Source organism: Streptomonospora halophila, assembly GCF_039542725.1.
GTDB lineage: Bacteria > Actinomycetota > Actinomycetes > Streptosporangiales > Streptosporangiaceae > Streptomonospora > Streptomonospora halophila.
Map to the genome: position 1 here is coordinate 26,817 of NZ_BAABIK010000015.1, position 20,944 is coordinate 47,760.

The window sequence follows — 20,944 nt, forward strand, 5'->3', positions numbered from 1 at the left end:
CGCCGCCGCGGCGACGCGCAGCGCACGAGCCGCTCCGCGGCCTCCTCCGGGCGCTCCGCCGACCGCGCGGGGCGGTGGCCCGACCAGCGCGGACCGACAGGAGGGACCGGCGATGGACACGGCGCCGGACGAGACACGCGGCGTCCGAGTGGTGGCGCCCGGCGCGGTCGTCGAGGGCGCCGAGGACCTCGGCTACCGGCCCGCCCCCGAGGACGTGCGGCGCCTCGCCGAACGCGGGCGAACGGTGCTGGTCCGCTGCACTCCCCCGCGGGGCTCCGGCGACAGGCCCGCGCCGGAGGCCGGTGCCGCGGCGGAGGAGGTGGCGCTGGCGTCGGTCTACGCGTGGCTGGGCGCCCGGGTCTTCGCCACCGGGCGGCCCGACGCGGTCCGCCAGGCGCTGGACCTGGTGGCGTCGGTACAGGGCCGCCGCCCGCCCGCGGTCGCCCGTCGCGGGCTGGCTTAGCGCGTGTTCGACGGGCCCGTCCCTAGCGGGCGGCGCACGCGGGTGCGCCCCGCGCCCCGGGCGCGAAGCGTTCTTCCGGCGCGGGCCTCTGCGAAAGGAACCGGTGCCGCTCTCGCCGAGCCGAGGAAGGAGCCGGGGCGGCTCCCCCGCCGGCGGACGAGAAGGCAGCTGGAGCGGTGCCGGCACACCGCGCAGGAGGACAGCGACCCGCAGAACACGCCTCAGCGCGGCGGCACCCGCGCGGCGGGTGCGGCGGCGGCCCGGGCGGCGGACGCGCGTGCGCGCCGACGCCCGGGCCCGCGCGCGGCGGCGCCCGTCACACGTCCCGGGAGGACTCCGCGGCCCGTTCCGCGGACTGCAGGTCCGCGGCCTCGTCGGCCACGCGCGAGGCCTCGAACTCGCGGCGGGCGAGGTCGACCTGGGACTTGCGGACGATCTCGACGACCTCGTCGGGATCGTCGGTCAGGTGCAGCAGGTCCGGGTCGCCCGGTGAGATCGTCCCCTCCTCCAGGAGCGTGTTGCGGATCCAGTCGCGCAGTCCCGACCAGAACTCGGTGCCGACCAGCACCACGGGGAACCGGGTGACCTTCCCGGTCTGCACCAGGGTGATCGACTCGAACAGCTCGTCCAGCGTGCCGAACCCGCCGGGCAGCACGACGAACGCCTGCGAGTACTTCACGAACATGGTCTTGCGCACGAAGAAGTACCGGAAGGTGACGCCGATGTCGATGAAGTCGTTGAGGCTCTGTTCGAACGGGAGCTCGATGCCGAGGCCGATCGAGGTGCCGCCGGCGTCCTGCGCCCCCCGGTTCGCGGCCTCCATCACGCCGGGCCCGCCGCCGGTGATGACGGCGTAGCCGGAGGAGGCCAGTTTGGTGCCGATCTCCTGGCCGAGGTCGTAGTAGGAGGTTCCGGGCTTCGTGCGGGCCGACCCGAAGACGCTGACCGCGTGGCCGACCTCGGAGAGCAGTCCGAACCCTTCGACGAACTCGGACTGGATGCGCAGGACGCGCCAGGGGTCGGTGTGCACCCAGTCGGCCGGTCCGCGCCGGTCCAGCAGCCGTTGATCGGTCGTCGTCTCCGGTATTGCGTCTCCACGGTAGGTGAGGGGTCCCGCGCTGCGGGTTTTCCGATGTTCCGTCATGCGGCAACGCTATCCGGATTCGGCGAGCGCCATGCTGAATCCCAGGCCACACCCGGGCGACCACAATCGGACCGCCGCCTGTCGGCCCCGGCGGCACCGGGCTCGCGTCCGCCCCGGGGGAAGGCTGTGCGGCTCCTCAGCCCGTCCCGGACAGCCAGGAGGCCATCCGCGCCTCCGCTTCGGCGACCGCGTCGAGCGCGACCCACTCGTCGCGGGTGTGCGCCAGGGTCGGGTCGCCGGGTCCGTAGTTGACCGCCGGCACGCCCAGCTCCGCCATCCGCGCGACGTCGGTCCAGCCGAGCTTGGCGCGGACCTCTCCGCCGCCCACGGCCGAGACGAAGTCGGCCGCCGCAGGATCGTCCAGCCCGGGCCGGGCCGGCGGCGCGGAGTCGGTCACCCGGACGTCGAAGTCCTCGAACAGCTCGCGCAGGTGCTGCTCGGCGTCGAGGGAGGTGATGTCGGGGGCGAACCGGTAGTTCACGGTGACGGTGCACTCGTCGGGGATGACGTTGCCGGCCACGCCGCCGGAGACGAACACCGCGTTGAGGCCCTCGTGGTACTCCAGCCCGTCGACCACCGGCTGCCGCGGCGTGTAGGAGCGCAGCACGTCCAGGATCGGTCCGGCGCCGTGGATGGCGTTGCTGCCCATCCACGAGCGGGCGCTGTGCGCGCGCTCGCCTCGGGAGATGACCTCCACCCGCATCGTCCCCTGGCAGCCGCCCTCGATGACGCCGCCCGTGGGCTCCAGCAGGACCGCGAAGTCGCCCCACAGCCGGTCGGGCCGGGTGTGCGACAGCCGGCGGAGGCCGTTGCGCTCGGCGTCGACCTCCTCGCAGTCGTAGAACACGAAGGTCACGTCGTGCGCGGGCTCGGGCACCGCGGCGGCGAGCCGGAGCTGGACGGCCACCCCGCTCTTCATGTCCGAGGCGCCGCAGCCGTACAGCCGCCCGTCCATCGTGCTGGAGGGGACGTTGCCGACGATGGGCACGGTGTCGATGTGCCCGGCGAGCACCACGCGGCGGCGCCGGCCCAGCTCGGTGCGGGCGATGACCGCGTCTCCGTCGCGTTCGACCGCGAGGTGCGGCAGCCGGCTCAGGGCGGTCTCGATGGCGTCGGCGAGCGGGCGCTCGCCGCCGCTGACGGATTCGGTGTCGACGAGCTCGGCCGTGAGCGTGCGGACGTCGGCGGTCAGATCCAGCATGTCGGCTGCCTTCGGTTCGTCTCGGGTCTGCGGAAGGCGCGGCGCACCCGCGGGTGCGCGCGGGCGGTGCGCCGCGCCGGTCCCCCGGAGGCGCCCGGCCGCTCGCGGCGCGGTGCCGCACGCGTACGGGGGCGCGGGATCGGGCTCAGGCGTTGACGCCGTGCTCCCGCAGCAGCTCGTTCAGCGCCAGCTTGTCGTGCTCCTGGCCGGCCTCCAGGCGCTTGAGCACCAGCAGGCACGGCATGCCGAAGTCGCCGCCGGGGAAGCTCTTGACCCGGTTGGCGGTGACGCACACCGACCAGGCGGGGGCCTCGCCGCGCGGTAGCTCGTCGCCGGACTCGGCGTCGAAGACCCGGGTGGAGGAGGTCAGGATCGTGCCCGCGCCGAGTTTGGCGCCGCGGCGCACGCGGGCCCCCTCGACGACCATGCTGCGCGAGCCGAGGAACGCGTCGTCCTCGATGACGACGGGAGACGCCTGCGGCGGCTCCAGGACGCCGCCGACCCCGACCCCGCCGGAGAGGTGCACGTTCTCGCCGACCTGCGCGCAGGAGCCGACGGTGGCCCAGGTGTCGACCATCGTGCCCGAGCCGACCCAGGCGCCGAAGTTGGTGAAGGAGGGCATGAGCACGACGCCGGGAGCCAGGTAGGAGCCCCAGCGGGCGATGGCGCCGGGCACCACGCGCACGCCGTCCAGGCGCGTCTTGAGCGGGATGCGGTCGTGGTAGTGGAAGTCGCCGACCGCGGCCTCCTGCATCCCGAGGACGCGGAAGCTCAGCAGGATGGCGCGCTTGGCGCGCTCGTCGACGACGACCTGGTCGGTGGCCTCGTCGACGAAGGCGACCCGGGCCTTGCCGGTGTCCAGCTCGTCGACCGCGCCCACGATCAGGTCGCGGGCCTCGGTGTGGTCGGGGGTCAGTTCGGATCGGCGCTCCCAGAGGGCGTCGAGCTCCTCGGGAAGCGGACTGGTGAACGCGGTGGTCATGGCCACGGAGCCTACCGGTGGCCGACCCGCTCCCCAACCCGGCGCACGCGGCCGCACCGCCATCGCCGCGGCGGATCCGGCGGCTTAAGGCGCCGTACAGTCCCGGATACGCTCCGTCACGCGCGGGCGCGGTTTTCCCCTACGCCTTACTATGCGTGAAGACCCCGGCTTCGAGACGCGCGGCGGCCGGTGCCGCGCCCGGGACCGCGCGGGGTCGATCCTGCCAACCGAGGCGCGCGGCTGCACCGCCCGCGCCCCCAACCACTACGGTCTGCCTGTGCCTCGAAAGCTCAGAAGGGTCTCCGCCTTCTTCAAGATCCTCATCGCGCTCACGGTGGTCTGCGGAGCGCTGGTCGCCGGCGGGTACTACGTGATCTCCTCGGTACGGCCGCTGGAGGTCGCCGACGAACCCGAGCCCGTCGATAAGTGCACGTTCACCGCCGACGGCGACACCGACTCCCTCGAACCCGAGCAGGCCGCCAACGCCGCGACGATCGCCGGGGTGGCGCTCCGGCGCGACCTGCCCCGGCAGGCGGTGGTGATCGCCTACGCCACGGTCTGGCAGGAGTCCAAGTTCTACAACATCGAGTACGGCGACCGGGACTCGGTCGGGCTGTTCCAGCAGCGGCCCTCGCAGAAGTGGGGAGAGCCCGACCAGCTGATGGATCCCGTGTATGCGAGCGGGGCCTTCTACGACAAGCTCACCGAGATCGACGGCTACACCGACATGCCGGTCTATGAAGCGGCCCAGGCCGTGCAGCGCAGCGCCGACGGCTTCGCCTACGACCAGCACGAGCCCGTGGCCCGCCAGATGGCCGAGGCGTTCACCGGGGCGTCGGGGCCCACGGTCGCGTGCGTGCTGCCCGACGGGGTGGGCAAGGCCGACCTGGACGCCGCACGCGAGGAGATGGTCCGCGTCTTCGGCGAGGACCCCGGCGCGATCCCGCCCGGCGGCTCCTACCAGACGGGCGACCTGGGCTGGGCGATGGCGCAGTGGGCGGTGGCCAACGCCGGGAAGTACGGCATCAGCTCGGTGACCTACCAGGACCAGCGGTGGCGCGTCGACGCGGGAGAGAAGGGCTGGCAGACGGTCCCCGACGCCGCGCCGCGCGGCGAGATCGCGCTCTCCTCGGCCTCCTAGGTCTCCTAGGTCTCCTGCGACCGCGCTTCGGCCGGCGGGCCGCCCGGCCCGCCGGCCCGGGGTCAGGCCAGGGCGCGCAGGCGCTTGGCCGCCGCTTCGACGCGCTCGTCGGTGGCGGTGAAGGCCACCCGCACGTGCCCGGCGCCCGCCGGGCCGTAGAAGTCGCCGGGCGCCACGAGGACGCCGTGCTCGGCGAGCAGCGCCACCGAGCCCCAGGCGTCGTGCTCGGGGTGGGCCGCCCACAGGTACAGCCCGGCCTCGGAGTGGGTGATCCGCCAGCCCGCGGCCTCCAGCGCGCCGCGCAGCGCCGTGCGGCGGGCGGCGTAGCGGTCCTTCTGCTCGCGGGCGTGGTCGTCGTCGTCCAGCGCGGCGCGCATGGCCGCCTGGACCGGGCCGGGCATGATCATGCCGGCGTGCTTGCGCACCGCCAGCAGCTCGTCGACGAGCGCCTGGTCGCCGGCGGCGAACGCCGCGCGGTAGCCGGCGAGGTTGGAGCGCTTGGACAGCGAGTGCAGCGCGATCAGCCCTTCGTGGGAGCCGCCGCACACGTCGGGGTGCAGCACCGAGACGGGGTCGCCGCCCTCCCAGCCCAGGCCGATGTAGCACTCGTCGGAGGCGACCACGGCGCCGCGCTCGCGCGCCCAGGCGACGACCTTGCGCAGGTGCTCGACGCCCAGCACGCGGCCGGTCGGGTTGGCCGGGGAGTTGACCCACACCAGCCGCACGGGTGCGGGCCCGAGCGCGGTGAGGCCGTCGGAGGCGACGGGTGCGGCGCCGGACATGCGGATGCCGACGTCGTAGGTGGGGTAGGCGAGCTCGGGGTGGACCACGGTGTCGCCCTCGCCCAGGCCCAGCAGGGTGGGCAGCCAGGCCACGAACTCCTTGGAGCCCAGCGAGGGCAGGACGGCCGCGGGGTCCGCGCTCACCCCGTGGCAGCGCCCCAGCCAGTCGGCCGCCGCCGCGCGCAGCTGCGGCGTGCCGTAGGTGGCGGGATAGCCCGGGGAGTCGGAGGCCGCGGCGAGCGCCTCGCGCACGCGCTCGGGCACCGAGTCGACCGGGGTGCCGACCGACAGGTCCACCGCCCCGTCGGGATGGGCCTCCGCTGTCGCCTTGTGCGGGGCCAGGCGGTCCCACGGGAAGGTCGGCAGCCGGTCTGCCACTCGCCTGCGATCGGCCATGGTGTCCATCCCTCGATCATCGCCGGTCCGGGTGGGGACCGGTCACATGACGCACCGCCGCCGCGGCGCGGCGGGCTCCGGCTTCCGTCGAGCGGGCCGGTCCGGCACGCGGGCGGCCCGCTGCCGGCGGCCCGCCCGGTCGAAGGGCGGACCGCCGCGCGCGTGGCCTGCCGGAGTCCGCGCCCTACTCCTCTGCCTGCGGGGGCAGCTTGGCGACCACGGGGTGGTCGGTGTCGAGCTGGCCGACCTTGGAAGCGCCGCCGGGAGAGCCGATCTCGTCGAAGAACTCGACGTTGGCCTTGTAGTACTCCGACCACTGCTCCGGAAGGTCGTCCTCGTAGTAGATGGCCTCCACAGGGCACACCGGCTCGCAGGCGCCGCAGTCGACGCACTCGTCCGGGTGGATGTAGAGCATGCGCTTGCCCTCGTAGATGCAGTCGACGGGGCACTCCTCGATGCACGCCTTGTCGAGCACATCGACGCAGGGCTGCGCGATGACGTAGGTCACGTCGTACTCCTCTTCGGTCTTCGCCACGTTGACCGCGCGTAAGTGTCTTCGCTGTCACATAGCCTGGGCGATGCCGGGAGTCCGGAGCGGGACCGCCGGGCATCTGACACACGATTCGCAGTCTCCAGTATTGCGCCCACCGGGCTTTTCCGCGTAATTGGGGGTCGATCCCATGGGTCCAGGCCCGCGCATGCGCCAGGAGCTGACCCCTGGCGACATCGGTCGGCGCGCCACTGTGCGCCTGCGGCTGTCCGGCGGCGGGTTCCGGGATATCGTCGGGGTACTGGAGTCCTGGCAGGACGGCCTGCTGCGACTGCGCCGACGCGACGGAAATGTGACAGAGGTCACCGCCGAGGACGTCGCAGGAAGCCGTATCGTGCCGCAACGACCGCCCACACGCAGGCGGGGGGCCGAGAGGCCGACGACGGACGGCTAGCGGCCCGCCGCGCGCGAGCCGCACCGCGGGCGCTCCCCGCGGTGCCCGCCGGACGCCGATGTTGAAGGGGGAGGTGGCGAGTCCACGCCATGCAGGAGACCGTCGCTTCCGCCCTCGCCCAGCTCGCCCGCTCCGACAGCCGTGCCGCCCAGGTCGCCGAAACCGCGCTCTCCACCCTCACCGACGGCCGCAACCTCGAAGCGCTCACCCAGCACTCCGTCCAGGAGTTCTGCTGGTACGTGCTGCCGGTGCGCTTCTCCGCCGACTCCGCCGAGCGGGCGTTCGCCGCCCGCTCGCTGGGCCGCCTGTTCTCCCTGCTCGGCCTGGACCGCTACGCCGCCATCTGCACGTCCGGCACCACCCGCGAGATCCTGGAGAACCACCGGGTCAGCCACGACTCCGGCCACCAGGCCTACCGCCGGGCGATGCGCGCCTCCGGCGTCGAGCCGCCCGACCTTCCCGAGCTGACCTGGGGCAGCACGCTCGGCTCGGCCGAGATCGCGGCCTACCAGGCCACCTCGGCGTCATTGGAGCTCGCCGTCGCGCTGGAGGAGCTGCGGCCGGGCACGCCCGCCTGGCGCAACACCCAGCAGCAGCGCACGCGGGCGTTTCTGACCCAGCCCGACCCGCAGGGGCGCAGCAGGCTCGACCGCGTGCGCGAGGAGCGGGTGCGCGCCTGGCTGTCCTCCCCCTCGCACCCGCACCGCCAGCGGCTGTGGCCGCTGCTGGGACAGCTCATCAGCGGCGCCGAGACCCCGCCCGACGCCGCGGCCGCGCTGGCGCCGGTGGTGCGGCTGCTGGACTACGCCGACGACGGCATCGGGCTCACCCAGATCGGCTACATCTCGCCCAGCGTGGTGCGCGAGCTCTGCGCCGAGTTCGGCTGGGACACCTCTCCCTCGCCGCCGCGCAGCGAGACCGACTCCACCCAGCTCATCGCGCTGCACAAGCTGCTGCGCACCATGCGGGCGGTGCGCAAGTCGGGCCGGCGCCTCGTGCTCACCCGGCGCGGGCGGATGCTGCACGACGACACCGAGGCGCTGTGGCGCGCTGTGGCCGAGAGCGTGCTCGACACCGACGGGTTCGCCCAGGCCGCCACCGAGACCCTGCTCGGGCTGCTGCTGTCCTTCTCGTCGCGCTCGACCGGCAGCCACGCCCGCGGCACCTGCGGCGACATCGCCGAAGAGGCCCGCCTGGTGCTCGCCGACTCCGGCTGGGGCAGCGAGGCCTCCAGCCGACTGCCCGACACCCAGCAGGTGGGCTCGGTGCTGATCACGGTCACCTGGCTGCTGGAGACGCTCGGCTTCGTCGTGGGCGGCGACCTGCTGGGCGAGGGCGGCAGCCACCAGCTCACCAAGGCCGGGCACGCGTTCTCCCTCACCGCCATGCACATCTCGGCGACCACTCCCCCGACCTCGCTTTAGGCGTGTTCGACGGGTCCGTCCCCAGCGAGCGTCGCACGCGGGTGCGCCCCCGCGCCCGCCCGGCGCACAGCGGGCTGGCGGCGCGCTCGGCGACCCGGTGCGCAGGTCCGGGCAGGTGCGCCTAGCCTGGATGACGGCGCGCCGCCGCCGATCCCCCGCGCACCGCGCCACCCGGCGCCGCGCGACTCGCCGATCGCGACCCGCGCGGCCCGCCGCCGGCCTGTTGACATCCGTTATCCGACGAGCTGGAGCACCATGCCCGCGCCTGAGCCCACCGACCGGGAAGAAGACGCCGCGCCGCGGCCAGACGCCGCCGCGGCCACCACCGGGGGCCACGGCGCGCCCGAGGAGGCGGCCGAGGGGCGGGACGGCGGCGAGGCCGGCGCGGCTGGCGCGGAGGACGCGGACGCGGGCTCCCCCGGCTCTCCCGCGCCGGCCACCGGGCGGTCGGCGGCCGACCTGCTGCCCAGCCCGGTCTTCGTGCTGCTGCTGGGGATCGCCGGACTGGCCGGATGGTTCTCCTGGACGCGTGCCGAGGTCGACTGGACCGGCGACGACTCGCGGGTGTACCTGCCCTTCGTGTTCATCCTGACCGGGTGGATCGTCTCGCTGGTCCTGCACGAGTACGGGCACGCCGCGCTCGCCTACCGCTTCGGCGACCGGGCGCTGCGCGGCGGCGGCTACCTGCGGCTCAACCCGCTCCGCTTCCGCGAGCTGTTCTCCAGCCTGCTGCTGCCGGTGGCGTTCCTCCTGCTGGGCGGGATCGGCCTGCCGGGCCCCGCGACCTACCTGGACGACGCCGCCGTGCCGAGCCGGGCCCGGCGCAGCCTGGTCGCCGCCGCGGGGATCGCCGTCAACCTCGTGCTGGCCGCCGCGGCGGCCGCCGCCGTCGCCGTCCTGGTACCCGCCGGCATGTTCACCGACAACTGGATGCTCGGCGGGCTGATGTACCTGTGCTATCTCAACCTGACCGCGGCGGTGCTCAACCTGCTGCCGATTCCCGGCCTGGACGGCTTCGGCGTCGTCGCGCCGTACCTGCCCGGCAGGATCGCCGAGCGGGTGCGCCCGTGGTCGCTCTTCGGGGTCATCGCGGTGTTCGCGGTGCTGTGGGTGCCGCAGGTCAACGTCGAGGTGCCGCGGGCGATGACGCAGGTGTTCGCGGGCCTGGGAATGCCGCAGGTGGACGTCGGGTTCGGCGAGGTGCTGCTGCGGTTCTGGGCGTCCTGACACCGGTGCCGACGCGGTGCCGGCGCGGCCTCAGTGGCCGGGCTCGGTCACCACGGCGGCGATGCCGACCGCGGTGAGACCGCCGAAGAGGTAGCAGTAGTCGATCACGGTCGAGGTCAGCACGATGTCGCCGCCGGAGGTCACCGCGATCAGCGAGAACACGGCGGCCGCCCAGCCCAGCGCCGGCAGCAGGGCGCCCAGCCGCGAGCCCATCCCCCAGCCCGCCCCTCGGCAGCCGGCGAAGAGCGCGGCCAGCACGGCCACCAGCGCCACCGCGGCAACCGCCTGCCCGGCCGGGCCCGCCACCCACAGGTAGGACAGCCACCCGGCGAGGACCGAGCCGCCGAATCCGACCGCCGCTCCCGCGGCGAGCAGCACCGTGTAGCCCAGTCCGGTCACGACCGGATCGGCGATCCGCTCCACCGCGCCCGTGCGGCCCTCGGCGGCGGCACCCGGCCGGGGCGGGGGCGGCTGCTGCTGTGCGGTCACGGCGGGAGGTCCTCCTGGCGTGCTCGTGGTCGTGGTCGTAGTCGACGGGGCGGACGCGCGGCGGGCGCGGGCCCGACGGGCGGCCGGGCACCGGCGCGGGCGGCGGGTCGACCGGTCAGGCGAACAGGTCGGACTCGTAGCCGTTGGGCCCCCGGCGCGCCACCGGACCGGCGAGCTGGGTGAAGTACTCCACCGCCTGGATCTCCTGGGCGGTCCCGTTGGAGAGCGCGAACAGCTCGCCGTCGACGCTGATCTGGGTGGCGTGCGCGCGCATCGCCAGCACCTTGGCCGGCCAGTGCGCCGAGGCGTCGATGCGCGCCGTGACGAGGCGGTCCGGGGTGCCCGGCGCGATGTCGGACGCGGTCGCGGGCGCCGTGAACGGGCCGGGAGCACTGCGCAGCCGCTCGACCGACTCCTCGATCACCGACCTGGGCTGGGCGACGGCGTAGAGCTTGCGTGTCTGCCAGGGCGTACCGGGCAGGGCCCGCTCGGCGGCCCGCTCGAACGCGCGCACGGCGACGCGGTGCGCCTGGATGTGGTCGGGGTGGCCGTAGCCGCCGTTGTCGTCGTAGGTCACGACGACCTGCGGGCGCACCTCGCGGATGACCTGGGCCAGCAGGTGCGCGGCCTCCTCCGCGTCGGCCTGCCAGAAGCAGCCGCGCCGCCGGTTGGTGGCGGCGCCCATCATCCCGGAGTCCCGGTAGCGGCCGGGGCCGCCGAGGAAGCGGTGGTCGCGCACCCCCATCGCGAGGCAGGCCTTGTCCAGCTCGCCGACCCGGTGCTCGCCGAGGGTGTCGTCGCGGTCGGAGCCCAGGTGCGCGAGCTCGGGCGGGATGATCTCGCCCTCTTCGCCGCGCGTGCACGTCACCAGCGTGACCTCGACGCCTTCAGCGGCGTACTTGGCCATGGTCGCGCCGGTGACGATGGACTCGTCGTCGGGATGGGCGTGCACCAGCAGCAGTCGCCGATCTGTCATGGTCTGGACGATACCCCGGTCGCGGCCCTGTGCACGGCACTGCGCCCGGCACGTCCGCACGCGCTCCGCGGACAGCGTCGGAGGGCCGCCCCGCGGCCGATGCGCCACAATCGAGGCATGAGCTTTCCCCGGCAACAGGCCCGCACACGGCGATTCACCATCGGCGTCCCGCGCGCGTTCCAGATCTCACCGGACGGCAGGCGCGTCGCCTTCCTGCGCGGCAGAGACGGCGAGGACGCCGCGACGTGCCTGTGGATACGCGACCTCGACGAGGCGGCGGAGCGCGTGGTGGCCGATCCGCGCACCATCGGCGCCGACGACGAGGACCTGCCCGCCGAGGAGCGCGCCCGCCGCGAGCGGCTGCGCGAGACCGGCGCGGGCATCGTCTCCTACACCGTCGACGCGGACTTCACCCGCGCCGTCTTCACGCTCTCGGGGCGGCTGTACACGGCCGATCTCGCGGGCGGGGGCGCCCCGCGCGAGGTCGCGGCCGCGGTCGCGCCGGTCGTGGACCCGGCGGTCTCGCCCACGGGCGAGGCCGCGGCCTACGTCAGCGGTGGCGCGCTGCACGTCGTCGGGCTCGACGGCGGCGGCGACCGCGTGCTGGCCGAGCCGGACGGCGACGGGGTCGCGTGGGGGTTGGCGGAGTTCGTCGCCGCCGAGGAGATGAGCCGCTACCGGGGCCTGTGGTGGGCGCCCGACGGCTCGGCGGTGCTGGCGGCGCGCGTGGACGACTCGCCGGTCGCCCGGTGGACCATCAGCGACCCCGCCAACCCTGCCGCCGCGGCGCAGACCGTGGCCTACCCGGCGGCGGGCACGCCCAACGCCGATGTGCGGCTGGCGGTGCTGAGCCTCGGCGGGCACGGCCCCGCCGAGCCGCGCTGGATCGAGTGGGACCGTGAGGAGCTGCCCTACCTCGCCCGCGCCGGTTGGACGTGCCGCGGCGCCGGCAGCGGCCCCGCCGACGCCTCCCGCCCCGATGAGCCCGCCGAGGTCGTGTTCACCGCGCAAAGCCGCGACCAGCGCACGCTCGCCCTGTTCCGGGCCGATCCGCTCACGGGAAAGGCGAGCCGCGAGCTCTCCGAGACCGACGGAACGTGGGTCGAGATCATGCCGGGGGTGCCGGCCTTCACCGCGAGCGGCGAATCAGTGTGGATCGGGCGCCGCGAGCGGGACGGGCGGCGCGCCCTGCTGGTGGGCGGCCGCGAGGCGGGCCCGCCGGACGGCGCCTACCTGCGGGGTGTGGCCGACGTCGACGGCGACCGGGTCCTCTACTCGGCTTCGCCGGACGGACGGCCCGGCGAGGTGGGGCTGTGGCTGCTGGACACGGCCACCGGCGAGACCTCCGCTGTCGAGGTGCCGCCTGCGGCCGCCGGCGGCCGCCGCCCGGATGCGGAGGGCGCCGTGCTCTCGGGCAGGCTCGGCGGCGACACGCTGGTCGTCCAGCGCCGAGGCATGGACGCCGACGGCGTGCGCACGCTGCTGCTGCGCGGGTCGGCGTCCGGCGGCGGGCCGGAGGTCGCGGGCGAGGTCGAGAGCCTCGCCCTGGCACCCGACCTGCCGGCGCCCAACGTGCGCTTCTGGTCGGCGGGCGAACGGGGCGTGCCCGCGGCGCTGGTGCTGCCGTCCTGGTACGACCCGGACGCCGAGGGATCCGCTGCCCGCCTCCCCGTGCTGATGGACCCCTACGGGGGACCGCACGCCCAGCGGGTGCTGCGCACCCGCGGCGCCTACCTGACGTCGCAGTGGTTCGCCGACCAGGGGTTCGCGGTGGTGATCGCCGACGGGCGCGGCACACCCGGTATCAGCGTCGAGTGGGAGCAGGCGGTCGACGGCGACCTGGCGGGGCCGGTGCTGGAGGACCAGGTCTCGGCGCTGCACGATGCGGCCGCCCGCTTCGGCTGCCTGGACCTGGACCGGGTCGCGATCCGCGGCTGGTCCTTCGGCGGCTACCTGGCGTCCCTGGCGGTGCTGCGCCGGCCCGAGGTCTTCCACGCGGCGGTGGCGGGCGCCCCGGTCACCGACTTCAGCCTGTACGACACCCACTACACGGAGCGCTACCTGGGTACGCCGCAGGGCCGGCCGGAGGCCTACGCGCGCTCCTGCGCCCTGGAGGGCTGGGCCGAGCCGAACCGCCCGCTGATGCTCATCCACGGCCTGGCCGACGACAACGTGGTCTTCGCCCACACGCAGCGGCTGTCGTCGGCGCTGCTGGCGGCGGGACGGGCCCATACGGTGCTGCCGCTGTCGGGCATCACCCACATGGCCTCCGAGGAGACCACGGCGGAGAACCTGCTGCTGCTCCAGGTGGAGTTCCTGCACCGGTCGCTGGGCGCCGGCGCGGACTCATAACCGCCGCTTGTCGTCCGGCGGCGCCCGGGCGGGGAGGGCTCTCCGGTCCGTTGCGGGAGCCCTTCCCGCCCCGCTCCGGCGACGCGCTACCCGACCTCGGGTTGGCGCATCCGCGTGGCCGAATCCGGCCAGTTCCGGGTGCTGCAGCGACTGTGGGTAACCGGTTGTATCGGCACCTGCACTGCGCACTCATGCGGCCCCGGAGCCGCTCCCGGCTCCCCCTCCGGCTCCCGGGCGCCGCGCGCCCCGCCCCGTGCCGCCGCAGGGGGCGACGTGGGGTGACGGCGGGAGCGCTCCGCCGACTGTCGCGGCAGCCGGCTATGACCTAGGGTTTCGGGCGCTCGCCGAAAGTCGGTGGGCGGGCACGGCGGTCTTGTGTCCCCCTCCTTGCGTGCGACCGCCTGCCGCCGGCGGGCCCCCGCTGAGTCCCCGCTCGTCGGCGGGGCCCGCCACCCCGCTACCCCTGGAAGAACAGCAGTGCGCAAGTCCCCCTGTGCCATGGCGTTCGGCAGCGCAGCCGTCGCCCTCGGCCTCGTCGTCGCCGGTGCCGCGACGACCGCCGACCACACCCCCGTTCCGCAGGACGTGTCCGTCTCCGCGGGCTCGCCCGGCGCCGCGCACGCGGCGCCGCGGCACACCCCCGGTCCGGCCGCGCCGACCGCTGAGGGCACGGCGGCCGCATCCGGGACGGAGCCGGTCGCGCGCTCCGCCGCGGAGCGGCTCCGCGCCCGCCTCGGCGAGGCGTTCGCCCCCGGCGTCCCGGATGCCGCGCACGACGAGCTGGGCGTCACGTTCGGACCCGGCGCGGGGGTCGGCGCGGGAGGCCGGAACGCCGCTGTGGGCGGGGATCCGGCGCCCCATGCGTTCGGGCCGAACCCACGCACGGGCTAAGCTGCCGCTGAGGCTCGTCGGTATGTGGCAATAGCCGGAATCGGACCGATATGTCGCAGGGGCACCGAGCAGGGCACCGGAGGCGGTGCGCACGCGGCGCCCCGCCGACCCAGCGGCTTCACGAGCACTCCGGTGCCGACAGGGGCGCCGGAGTCTCGCGCATCGCAACGCCCGGGTGCGCGAGGCCGGTCGGCGTATCCCACCCGCATCCATTCCCCCCTACGCCGGCCGGCTCCCCGGGCCTTCCGGGCCGCCTCCGCGCCGCCGCACGCGGGCGGGAGGGCGGATCGCCGTCCCTAGAATGTGGCCATGCGCTATGTCCTGTCGGCCCTCCTGCTCGACGCCGCCTTCGTGCTCGCGTTCGTGGTCGTCGGGCGCGTCAACCACGCGGAAGGCCTGACGCCGACCGGCGTGGCGCTCACGTTCGGGCCCTTCGCCGCCGCGCTCGTCGCGGGATGGCTGGCGGTGCTGCCGTGGCGGCCGTGGCGCAACCCGAAGGCCGTGGTGTCGACCGGCTGGCTCGTGCTGCTGATCACGGTGGGCGGAGCGATGCAGCTGCGCGAGGCCACCGGTGAAGACGCCCCCTTCTCGTTCGTCGTCGTGACGGCGGTCTTCCTGGGCGTCACCCTCCTGGGCTGGCGCGCCCTGGCCGCCCTGCTCCGCCGCCGGCGCACCCCCGCCGCCGCGGACACCCCCGCCGACTAGGAGCGCGCGGCTGGGGCCGCACCCTCCGCCTCCTCCGTACCCGCCCCCGTGCGAGCCGCCGGGGGCGGTCACTCGTGTCCGCACGCGGCGACGCGATGCCGCGTCCCCACCCCGGCACCGCCGCGGCGCCCGAAAGGCCTGAGCCTCCTGAGCCGAAAAGGATTCGCGGGAACCGCGCGAGCGGTTGCGCGCTCAGCCTACACTCAGGATTCACAGCGAATTCCCAGATTTCGGGCCGCCGCGTCGGCCGGCACGCGTCCCCCCGGGCGCTCAGGCGACCAGCCGAATCGCGTGCCGAACGCGGCCGGGTCCGCCGACGGAAGGGGTCACAATGCCCAACCCGATGGGCGCCATCAACAAGTACGGCCAGATCGAGGAGTACACGCCGGAGGAGATCGCCTCCGGCGCGCACCGCAAGCGGGTAGGCGCCTACTGGGACGAGATCGGCCGACTGCAGTACAAGTTCCTCGTCGAACAGGGGCTCACTCCTGATTCCACGCTGCTCGACGTCGGGTGCGGCTCCCTGCGCGGTGGCATCCACTTCATCCGGCACCTGAACCCGGGCAACTACTACGGCATCGACGTCGACCCCGCGCTGGTCAAGGCCGGGCTGGAGCACGAGCTGCCCGCCGTCGGCCTGAGCGAGCGCCTGCCCGCCGACAACCTGCGGGTGACGTCGCGGTTCGCCTGCGACTTCGGGGTCAGGTTCGACTTCGCGCTCGCCCAGTCGGTGTTCACCCACCTGCCGCTCAACCACATCCGGCTGTGCCTGTACCGGGTGGCCAAGGTCATGCCGCCCGGCGGGCGGTTCTACGCCACCTACTTCGAGGCCCCCGCCGACGAGCCGTTCGACAAGCCGCACCGCAAGCGCTACCCCGAGAAGGACCCCTTCCAGTACCGGCCCGAGGAGCTCGCCTGGGCTGCCAACGTGGCGGGCTGGCGGTTCCGCAGCATCGGCGAGTGGGGCCACCCCCGCGGCCAGCGCATGGCCGAGTACCGCCGGGTGGCCTCACCCCGCGAGACCGTCCGCCGCGTCCGCCGCAAGGCCAGGCGCGTCGCGAGCCGCTACACGTCCCGCCGGTGATCCCCGCATCCGGCTCGAAGCGCCGCGCGGGAGGGCGCTCCCTCCCGCGCGCGCCGCTGCCCGGGGGCGCGGCCGGTATCGGCGAATCCCTGGCGGCGCGGGCGCCGGTCCGAGAGTATGGGGCACCGAAACGCTTCCCGCTCATCCGCCGACGCCCGGGAGGGCCCTGTGGTCGACCAGGTGCTCATCGCCATCGCCGCCGCCGTAGCCGGCAAGGCCGTGGAACCGATGGCCGAGCAGGCCGTATCCGCTCTGCGCGGTCTGCGCAAGGCCGTCATCGAGCGCTTCCGCGACGATCCGGAGGCGCGCGGGGCCCTGGAGGCCGCGCAGATCGACAACGAGGACGGCGAGGCCGTCGAGGCGCTCGCGGGGCACCTGGACTCCGCCGCCGCCTCCGACCCCGCGATCGGCAGGCTCACCGAGGAGCTGCGCCCGCACTTCGGCGCCGCCGAGGGCGGGGTGGTCAACACGGTGCAGGGCGACGTCAGCGGAACCGTGGTCCAGGCCCGCGACATCCACGGCGGTGTGCGCTTCGACCGCCCCTAAGCTGGGGCGCGTGACCGACCAGGCCCTTCCCGACTCCGCAGACCCCGACACCCGCGGCGGGAGCCGCGACCCGCACGAGATCGGTGTGGGCCCGTGGCGGGGGCCCTGGCCCGAGGGCGACCACTACGACCCCGAGCTGCTGGCCGAGGGCGACCGCCGCAACGTCGTGGACCGCTACCGGTACTGGCGCCGCGAGGCGATCGTCGCCGACCTCGACACCCGGCGCCACCCCTTCCACGTGGCCGTGGAGAACTGGGAACACGACTTCAACATCGGCTCGGTGGTGCGCACGGCGAACGCGTTCGCCGCAGAGGCCGTGCACATCGTGGGCCGGCGCCGCTGGAACCGCCGCGGCGCTATGGTGACCGAGCGCTACCAGCACGTCCACCACCACGCCGACACCTCCGGCCTGGTCGCCTGGGCGCGGGAGCGCGGGCTGCCCCTCGTCGGCGTCGACAACCTGCCGGGCGCGGTGCCGCTGGAGACCTACCCGCTGCCGCGCGCGTGCGTGCTGGTCTTCGGCCAGGAGGGCCCCGGGCTTTCGGCGGAGGCGCGGGCCGTGTGCCAGGCGGTGCTGTCCATCGGGCAGTACGGGTCCACCCGCTCGGTCAACGCGGGCGCGGCGGCCGCGATCGCCATGCACGCCTGGGTCCGGGCACACGTCTTCCAGCAGCGGCCCTGAGCGCTCCCGCACCCGCGCGGGCGCCCTCCCGGCCGGTCCCGCGGACGGGCGCGGACGCGATCGGGGACCGCCCCGCTGCGCGCGGAACGGCCCCCGGATGCGTCGGCCCCCGCCGCTACTCGGACCTGCTGCTGGTCAGCGAACCCAGCAGGTCGCGGTTGAGCTGGGAGATCGTGTCCAGCGGGATGCCCTTGGGGCACACCGCGGCGCACTCGCCGATGTTGGTGCAGCCGCCGAAGTCCTCCTCGTCGTGCTGGTTCACCATCTGGACGACGCGGGCCTCCCGCTCGGGCTGGCCCTGCGGCAGCATGCCCAGGTGGGTGACCTTGGCCGCGGTGAACAGCATGCCGGAGGCGTTGGGGCAGGCGGCCACGCACGCGCCGCAGCCGATGCAGGTCGCCGCGTCGAACGCGCGGTCGGCGTCGGCCTTGGGAACCGGCATGGCGTGGGCGTCGGGCGCGGTGCCGGTCGGCGCGCTGACGTAGCCGCCGGCCTGGATGATCCGGTCGAAGGAGCCGCGGTCCACGACCAGGTCCTTGATGACCGGGAACGCCTTGGCCCGCCACGGCTCCACCGTGATGGTGTCGCCGTCGGAGAAGCTGCGCATGTGCAGCTGGCAGGTCGTGGTGGTCTCGGGACCGTGGGCCTCGCCGTCGATCACGACGCCGCAGGCGCCGCAGATCCCCTCGCGGCAGTCGTGGTCGAAGGCCACCGGCTCCTCGCCCTCGAGGATGAGCTTCTCGTTGAGGACGTCCAGCATCTCCAGGAAGGACATGTCCTCGGAGACGTCCTCCACCTTGTAGGTGACCATCCGACCCTTGTCGTCGGGGCCCTTCTGGCGCCAAACGCGCAGGGTGATGTTCACTTGTAGCTCCGCTGCTTCATCTCGACGTACTCGTACTCCAGGGGTTCCTTGTGCAGGACGGGCGGCTCGCCCGTCCCGCCGAACTCCCACGCGGCGACGTAGGCGAACTCGTCGTCGTGGCGCAGCGCCTCGCCGTCCTCGGTCTGGCTCTCGGCGCGGAAGTGCCCGCCGCAGGACTCCCTGCGGTGCATCGCGTCGATGCACATCAGTTCGGCCAGCTCGAAGAAGTCGGCGACGCGGCCGGCCTTCTCCAGCGACTGGTTCAGCTCCTCGTTGGTACCCAGCACGCGGACGTTCTGCCAGAACTCCTCGCGCAGCTCGCGGATGCGCTCGACGGCCTTGCGCAGGCCCTCCTCGCTGCGCTCCATTCCGCAGTAGTCCCACATGATGTGGCCGAGCTCCTTGTGGAAGGAGTCGACGGTGCGGTCCCCGTTGATCGAGAGGAGCTTGTCGATGCGCGCGCGCACCGCCGCGGCCGCCTCCTCGACCTCCGGGGAGCTCTCGTCGACCTTCTCGAAGGGGCCGGCGGCGAGGTAGTCGTTGATGGTGTTGGGCAGCACGAAGTAGCCGTCGGCCAGGCCCTGCATCAGGGCGCTGGCGCCCAGCCGGTTGGCGCCGTGGTCGGAGAAGTTGGCCTCACCGGTCACGAACAGGCCCGGGATGCTGCTCTGCAGGTCGTAGTCGACCCACAGTCCGCCCATGGTGTAGTGCACGGCCGGGTAGATGCGCATCGGAACCTCGTAGGGGTTCTCGCCGGTGATGCGCTGGTACATGTCGAAGAGGTTGCCGTACTTGGCCTCGACCGCCGGGCGGCCCATGCGCTTGATCGCGTCGGCGAAGTCCAGGTAGACGCCCAGTCCGCCCGGGCCCACGCCGCGTCCCTCGTCGCAGACGTTCTTGGCGGCGCGCGAGGCGATGTCGCGCGGCACCAGGTTGCCGAAGGCGGGGTAGATCCGCTCCAGGTAGTAGTCGCGCTCGCCCTCCGGGATCTCGCGCGGGTCGCGCTTGTCGCCGGCCTCCTTGGGCACCCAGATGCGGCCGTCGTTGCGCAGCGACTCGCTCATCAGCGTCAGCTTGGACTGGTAGTCGCCGCTGACGGGGATGCAGGTGGGATGGATCTGGGTGTAGCAGGGGTTGGCAAAATGCGCGCCCTTGCGGTGCGCCCGCCAGGTCGCGGTGACGTTGCACCCCATGGCGTTGGTCGAGAGGTAGAACACGTTGCCGTAGCCGCCGGAGGACAGGACGACGGCGTCGGCGAAGTGCGTCTCGATCTCGCCGGTGACCATGTCGCGGGCGACGATGCCGCGCGCCCGGCCGTCGACGACGATCAGCTCCAGCATCTCGTGGCGGGTGTTCATCTCCACCGTGCCGGCCTGGACCTGGCGCTCAAGGGCTTGGTAGGCGCCGATGAGCAGCTGCTGCCCGGTCTGCCCGCGGGCGTAGAAGGTCCGCGAGACCTGGACGCCGCCGAAGGAGCGGTTGTCGAGCAGGCCGCCGTACTCGCGCGCGAACGGCACGCCCTGGGCCACGCACTGGTCGATGATCTCGACGCTGACCTGGGAGAGCCGGTAGACGTTGGACTCGCGCGAGCGGAAGTCGCCGCCCTTGACGGTGTCGTAGAACAGCCGGTAGATGCTGTCGCCGTCGTTGCGGTAGTTCTTGGCCGCGTTGATGCCGCCCTGCGCGGCGATGCTGTGCGCACGCCGCGGGCTGTCCTGGTAGCAGAACGACTTCACGTTGTACCCGGCCTCGCCCAGCGTGGCGGCCGCCGAGGCGCCGGCGAGGCCGGTGCCGACGATGATGACCGACAGCTTGCGGCGGTTGGCGGGGTTGACGAGCTTCGCGGAGAAGCGGCGCTTGTCCCAGCGCTCGGCGACGGGTCCCGCAGGCGCCTTCTCGTCGCGGATTTCGTCGCCTTCGATGTAGAGGTCCTTCATTTATCCCACCAGCCCGAAGGTCACGGAGAGCGGCGTGAGCAGGAAGCCGACCGTCAGGCCCGCCGCGATCACGGTCGCGATGATGTTCAGTGAGCGCTGCCGGCTCTGCCGGTTGGCGCCGAGCGTGGTCAGCGCACTCCAGACCCCGTGCCGGAGGTGGAGGCCCACGGCGAGCACGGCGGCCACGTAGAACAGGGTGACGTACCAGAACTCCGGCTGGAAACCGGAGACCATCCGCTCGTACGGGCTGTCCGAGGGGCCTCCCGGGTGGATGGTGTTGGTCGTCAGGTGCAGCACGTGGAACACCACGAACAGCGCGATGCCGATGCCGCCGTAGCGCATCGTGTAGGAGGAGTAGCTGCGCTGCACGCGCTTGGTGACCTGGTAGCGCACCGGGCGGGCGCGGCCGGCGCGCCGCCACAGCACGACCGCCGCGTAGGTGTGGATGAGGACGCTCGCCAGCAGCACCACGCGCATGATCCACAGGAAGCCCCCGTGGGGCAGCATGGGCTCGCCCAGCTCGCGCAGGTGGTGGGAGTAGTTGTCGAAGGCCTGCCGGCCCGCGAACACGTTGAGGTTGCCGTACATGTGCGCAATCAGGAAGAGCACGAGGATCACACCGGTGACCGCCATCGCGGACTTCAGGGCCACCGTGGAGCCGAGTGCCTCCGATCGCTGCTTGGTCAGGGTACTGTTCGCCACAACTCGTCACT

The 20,944-nt window shown here is 73.8% G+C and carries 20 protein-coding genes; 10 read left to right on the top strand and 10 right to left on the bottom strand.

Annotated elements, in window-relative coordinates; all coding sequences use genetic code 11:
- Window positions 1-112: 112 nt before the first annotated feature.
- On the top strand, window positions 113-463 hold the full coding sequence (locus ABEA15_RS14170; RefSeq protein WP_345557001.1) for a hypothetical protein: 351 nt from the start codon (window positions 113-115) through the stop codon (window positions 461-463).
- Window positions 464-779: 316 nt separating this feature from the next.
- Here the strand turns inward: ABEA15_RS14170 and ABEA15_RS14175 are convergent, their stop codons facing one another.
- From ABEA15_RS14175 to ABEA15_RS14185, 3 genes are all read right to left on the bottom strand, one after another.
- Window positions 780-1,607 (bottom strand): LOG family protein, encoded by an 828-nt coding sequence (locus tag ABEA15_RS14175; protein ID WP_345557002.1) that lies wholly within the window; start codon window positions 1,605-1,607, stop codon window positions 780-782.
- Window positions 1,608-1,743: 136 nt separating this feature from the next.
- The gene (gene dapE, locus ABEA15_RS14180) at window positions 1,744-2,808 is read right to left on the bottom strand and encodes a succinyl-diaminopimelate desuccinylase (RefSeq protein WP_345557003.1); all 1,065 of its coding nucleotides are present in this window, start codon (window positions 2,806-2,808) and stop codon (window positions 1,744-1,746) included.
- Window positions 2,809-2,953: 145 nt separating this feature from the next.
- A complete protein-coding gene (locus ABEA15_RS14185) occupies window positions 2,954-3,790 on the bottom strand; it encodes a 2,3,4,5-tetrahydropyridine-2,6-dicarboxylate N-succinyltransferase (RefSeq protein WP_344144374.1) in 837 nt (278 codons plus the stop codon).
- 277 nt (window positions 3,791-4,067) lie between these two features.
- On the opposite strand from ABEA15_RS14185, the gene ABEA15_RS14190 reads away from it, so the two are divergent.
- On the top strand, window positions 4,068-4,931 hold the full coding sequence (locus ABEA15_RS14190) for a VldE C-terminal domain-containing protein (RefSeq protein ID WP_344144377.1): 864 nt from the start codon (window positions 4,068-4,070) through the stop codon (window positions 4,929-4,931).
- A 62-nt stretch (window positions 4,932-4,993) separates the two neighbouring features.
- Here ABEA15_RS14190 and dapC read toward each other — a convergent pair whose 3' ends face one another.
- Both dapC and fdxA read right to left on the bottom strand, forming a co-directional pair.
- A complete protein-coding gene (dapC, locus tag ABEA15_RS14195) occupies window positions 4,994-6,109 on the bottom strand; it encodes a succinyldiaminopimelate transaminase (RefSeq protein WP_345557058.1) in 1,116 nt (371 codons plus the stop codon).
- A gap of 184 nt (window positions 6,110-6,293) precedes the next feature.
- Window positions 6,294-6,617: a ferredoxin gene (gene fdxA, locus ABEA15_RS14200; protein WP_344144612.1), complete on the bottom strand. Its 324-nt coding sequence runs from the start codon at window positions 6,615-6,617 to the stop codon at window positions 6,294-6,296.
- Between the two features lie 525 nt (window positions 6,618-7,142).
- On the opposite strand from fdxA, the gene ABEA15_RS14205 reads away from it, so the two are divergent.
- On the top strand, window positions 7,143-8,477 hold the full coding sequence (locus ABEA15_RS14205; protein ID WP_344144380.1) for a hypothetical protein: 1,335 nt from the start codon (window positions 7,143-7,145) through the stop codon (window positions 8,475-8,477).
- Between the two features lie 255 nt (window positions 8,478-8,732).
- Window positions 8,733-9,704, top strand: coding sequence for a site-2 protease family protein (locus tag ABEA15_RS14210; protein WP_345557004.1), 972 nt, complete (start codon window positions 8,733-8,735; stop codon window positions 9,702-9,704).
- Between the two features lie 30 nt (window positions 9,705-9,734).
- Here the strand turns inward: ABEA15_RS14210 and ABEA15_RS14215 are convergent, their stop codons facing one another.
- Entirely contained in the window at window positions 9,735-10,193 is a 459-nt protein-coding gene (locus ABEA15_RS14215) for a hypothetical protein (protein WP_344144384.1), read from the bottom strand.
- A gap of 115 nt (window positions 10,194-10,308) precedes the next feature.
- Complete coding sequence (gene mshB / locus ABEA15_RS14220) at window positions 10,309-11,169, bottom strand: N-acetyl-1-D-myo-inositol-2-amino-2-deoxy-alpha-D-glucopyranoside deacetylase (RefSeq protein ID WP_345557005.1); 861 nt, start codon at window positions 11,167-11,169, stop codon at window positions 10,309-10,311.
- Window positions 11,170-11,286: 117 nt separating this feature from the next.
- On the opposite strand from mshB, the gene ABEA15_RS14225 reads away from it, so the two are divergent.
- From ABEA15_RS14225 to ABEA15_RS14250, 6 genes are all read left to right on the top strand, one after another.
- Window positions 11,287-13,521 (top strand): prolyl oligopeptidase family serine peptidase, encoded by a 2,235-nt coding sequence (locus ABEA15_RS14225; protein ID WP_345557006.1) that lies wholly within the window; start codon window positions 11,287-11,289, stop codon window positions 13,519-13,521.
- A gap of 477 nt (window positions 13,522-13,998) precedes the next feature.
- Window positions 13,999-14,412 carry a hypothetical protein gene (locus ABEA15_RS14230; RefSeq protein WP_345557007.1) on the top strand — a complete coding sequence of 138 codons (414 nt, stop codon included), beginning with the start codon at window positions 13,999-14,001 and terminating at the stop codon, window positions 14,410-14,412.
- 309 nt (window positions 14,413-14,721) lie between these two features.
- Entirely contained in the window at window positions 14,722-15,117 is a 396-nt protein-coding gene (locus ABEA15_RS14235; protein ID WP_345557008.1) for a DUF3054 domain-containing protein, read from the top strand.
- 331 nt (window positions 15,118-15,448) lie between these two features.
- Window positions 15,449-16,201 (top strand): class I SAM-dependent methyltransferase, encoded by a 753-nt coding sequence (locus ABEA15_RS14240; RefSeq protein WP_344144392.1) that lies wholly within the window; start codon window positions 15,449-15,451, stop codon window positions 16,199-16,201.
- Between the two features lie 168 nt (window positions 16,202-16,369).
- Window positions 16,370-16,747: a hypothetical protein gene (locus tag ABEA15_RS14245; RefSeq protein ID WP_345557009.1), complete on the top strand. Its 378-nt coding sequence runs from the start codon at window positions 16,370-16,372 to the stop codon at window positions 16,745-16,747.
- 79 nt (window positions 16,748-16,826) lie between these two features.
- A complete protein-coding gene (locus ABEA15_RS14250) occupies window positions 16,827-17,429 on the top strand; it encodes a TrmH family RNA methyltransferase (RefSeq protein ID WP_345557059.1) in 603 nt (200 codons plus the stop codon).
- Window positions 17,430-17,544: 115 nt separating this feature from the next.
- Here ABEA15_RS14250 and ABEA15_RS14255 read toward each other — a convergent pair whose 3' ends face one another.
- From ABEA15_RS14255 to ABEA15_RS14265, 3 genes are read right to left on the bottom strand one after another with little or no spacing between them, the layout of a single operon-like run.
- Window positions 17,545-18,294, bottom strand: coding sequence for a succinate dehydrogenase/fumarate reductase iron-sulfur subunit (locus tag ABEA15_RS14255; protein ID WP_345557010.1), 750 nt, complete (start codon window positions 18,292-18,294; stop codon window positions 17,545-17,547).
- Window positions 18,291-20,231, bottom strand: a complete 1,941-nt coding sequence (locus tag ABEA15_RS14260) for a fumarate reductase/succinate dehydrogenase flavoprotein subunit (RefSeq protein ID WP_345557011.1) — start codon at window positions 20,229-20,231, stop codon at window positions 18,291-18,293. The genes ABEA15_RS14255 and ABEA15_RS14260 overlap by 4 nt, the downstream gene beginning before the upstream one ends.
- Window positions 20,232-20,933: a succinate dehydrogenase cytochrome b subunit gene (locus tag ABEA15_RS14265; protein ID WP_345557012.1), complete on the bottom strand. Its 702-nt coding sequence runs from the start codon at window positions 20,931-20,933 to the stop codon at window positions 20,232-20,234.
- Window positions 20,934-20,944: the final 11 nt, after the last annotated feature.

Excerpts from the sequence above, each read along its gene's own strand:
- ABEA15_RS14170 (WP_345557001.1), top strand. The coding sequence starts at position 113 with ATGGACACGGCGCCGGACGAGACACGCGGCGTCCGAGTGGTGGCGCCC.
- ABEA15_RS14175 (WP_345557002.1), bottom strand. The coding sequence starts at position 1,607 with ATGACGGAACATCGGAAAACCCGCAGCGCGGGACCCCTCACCTACCGT.
- dapE (WP_345557003.1), bottom strand. The coding sequence starts at position 2,808 with ATGCTGGATCTGACCGCCGACGTCCGCACGCTCACGGCCGAGCTCGTC.
- ABEA15_RS14185 (WP_344144374.1), bottom strand. The coding sequence starts at position 3,790 with ATGACCACCGCGTTCACCAGTCCGCTTCCCGAGGAGCTCGACGCCCTC.
- dapC (WP_345557058.1), bottom strand. The coding sequence starts at position 6,109 with ATGGCCGATCGCAGGCGAGTGGCAGACCGGCTGCCGACCTTCCCGTGG.
- ABEA15_RS14205 (WP_344144380.1), top strand. The coding sequence starts at position 7,143 with ATGCAGGAGACCGTCGCTTCCGCCCTCGCCCAGCTCGCCCGCTCCGAC.
- ABEA15_RS14210 (WP_345557004.1), top strand. The coding sequence starts at position 8,733 with ATGCCCGCGCCTGAGCCCACCGACCGGGAAGAAGACGCCGCGCCGCGG.
- mshB (WP_345557005.1), bottom strand. The coding sequence starts at position 11,169 with ATGACAGATCGGCGACTGCTGCTGGTGCACGCCCATCCCGACGACGAG.
- ABEA15_RS14225 (WP_345557006.1), top strand. The coding sequence starts at position 11,287 with ATGAGCTTTCCCCGGCAACAGGCCCGCACACGGCGATTCACCATCGGC.
- ABEA15_RS14235 (WP_345557008.1), top strand. The coding sequence starts at position 14,722 with ATGCGCTATGTCCTGTCGGCCCTCCTGCTCGACGCCGCCTTCGTGCTC.
- ABEA15_RS14240 (WP_344144392.1), top strand. The coding sequence starts at position 15,449 with ATGCCCAACCCGATGGGCGCCATCAACAAGTACGGCCAGATCGAGGAG.
- ABEA15_RS14260 (WP_345557011.1), bottom strand. The coding sequence starts at position 20,231 with ATGAAGGACCTCTACATCGAAGGCGACGAAATCCGCGACGAGAAGGCG.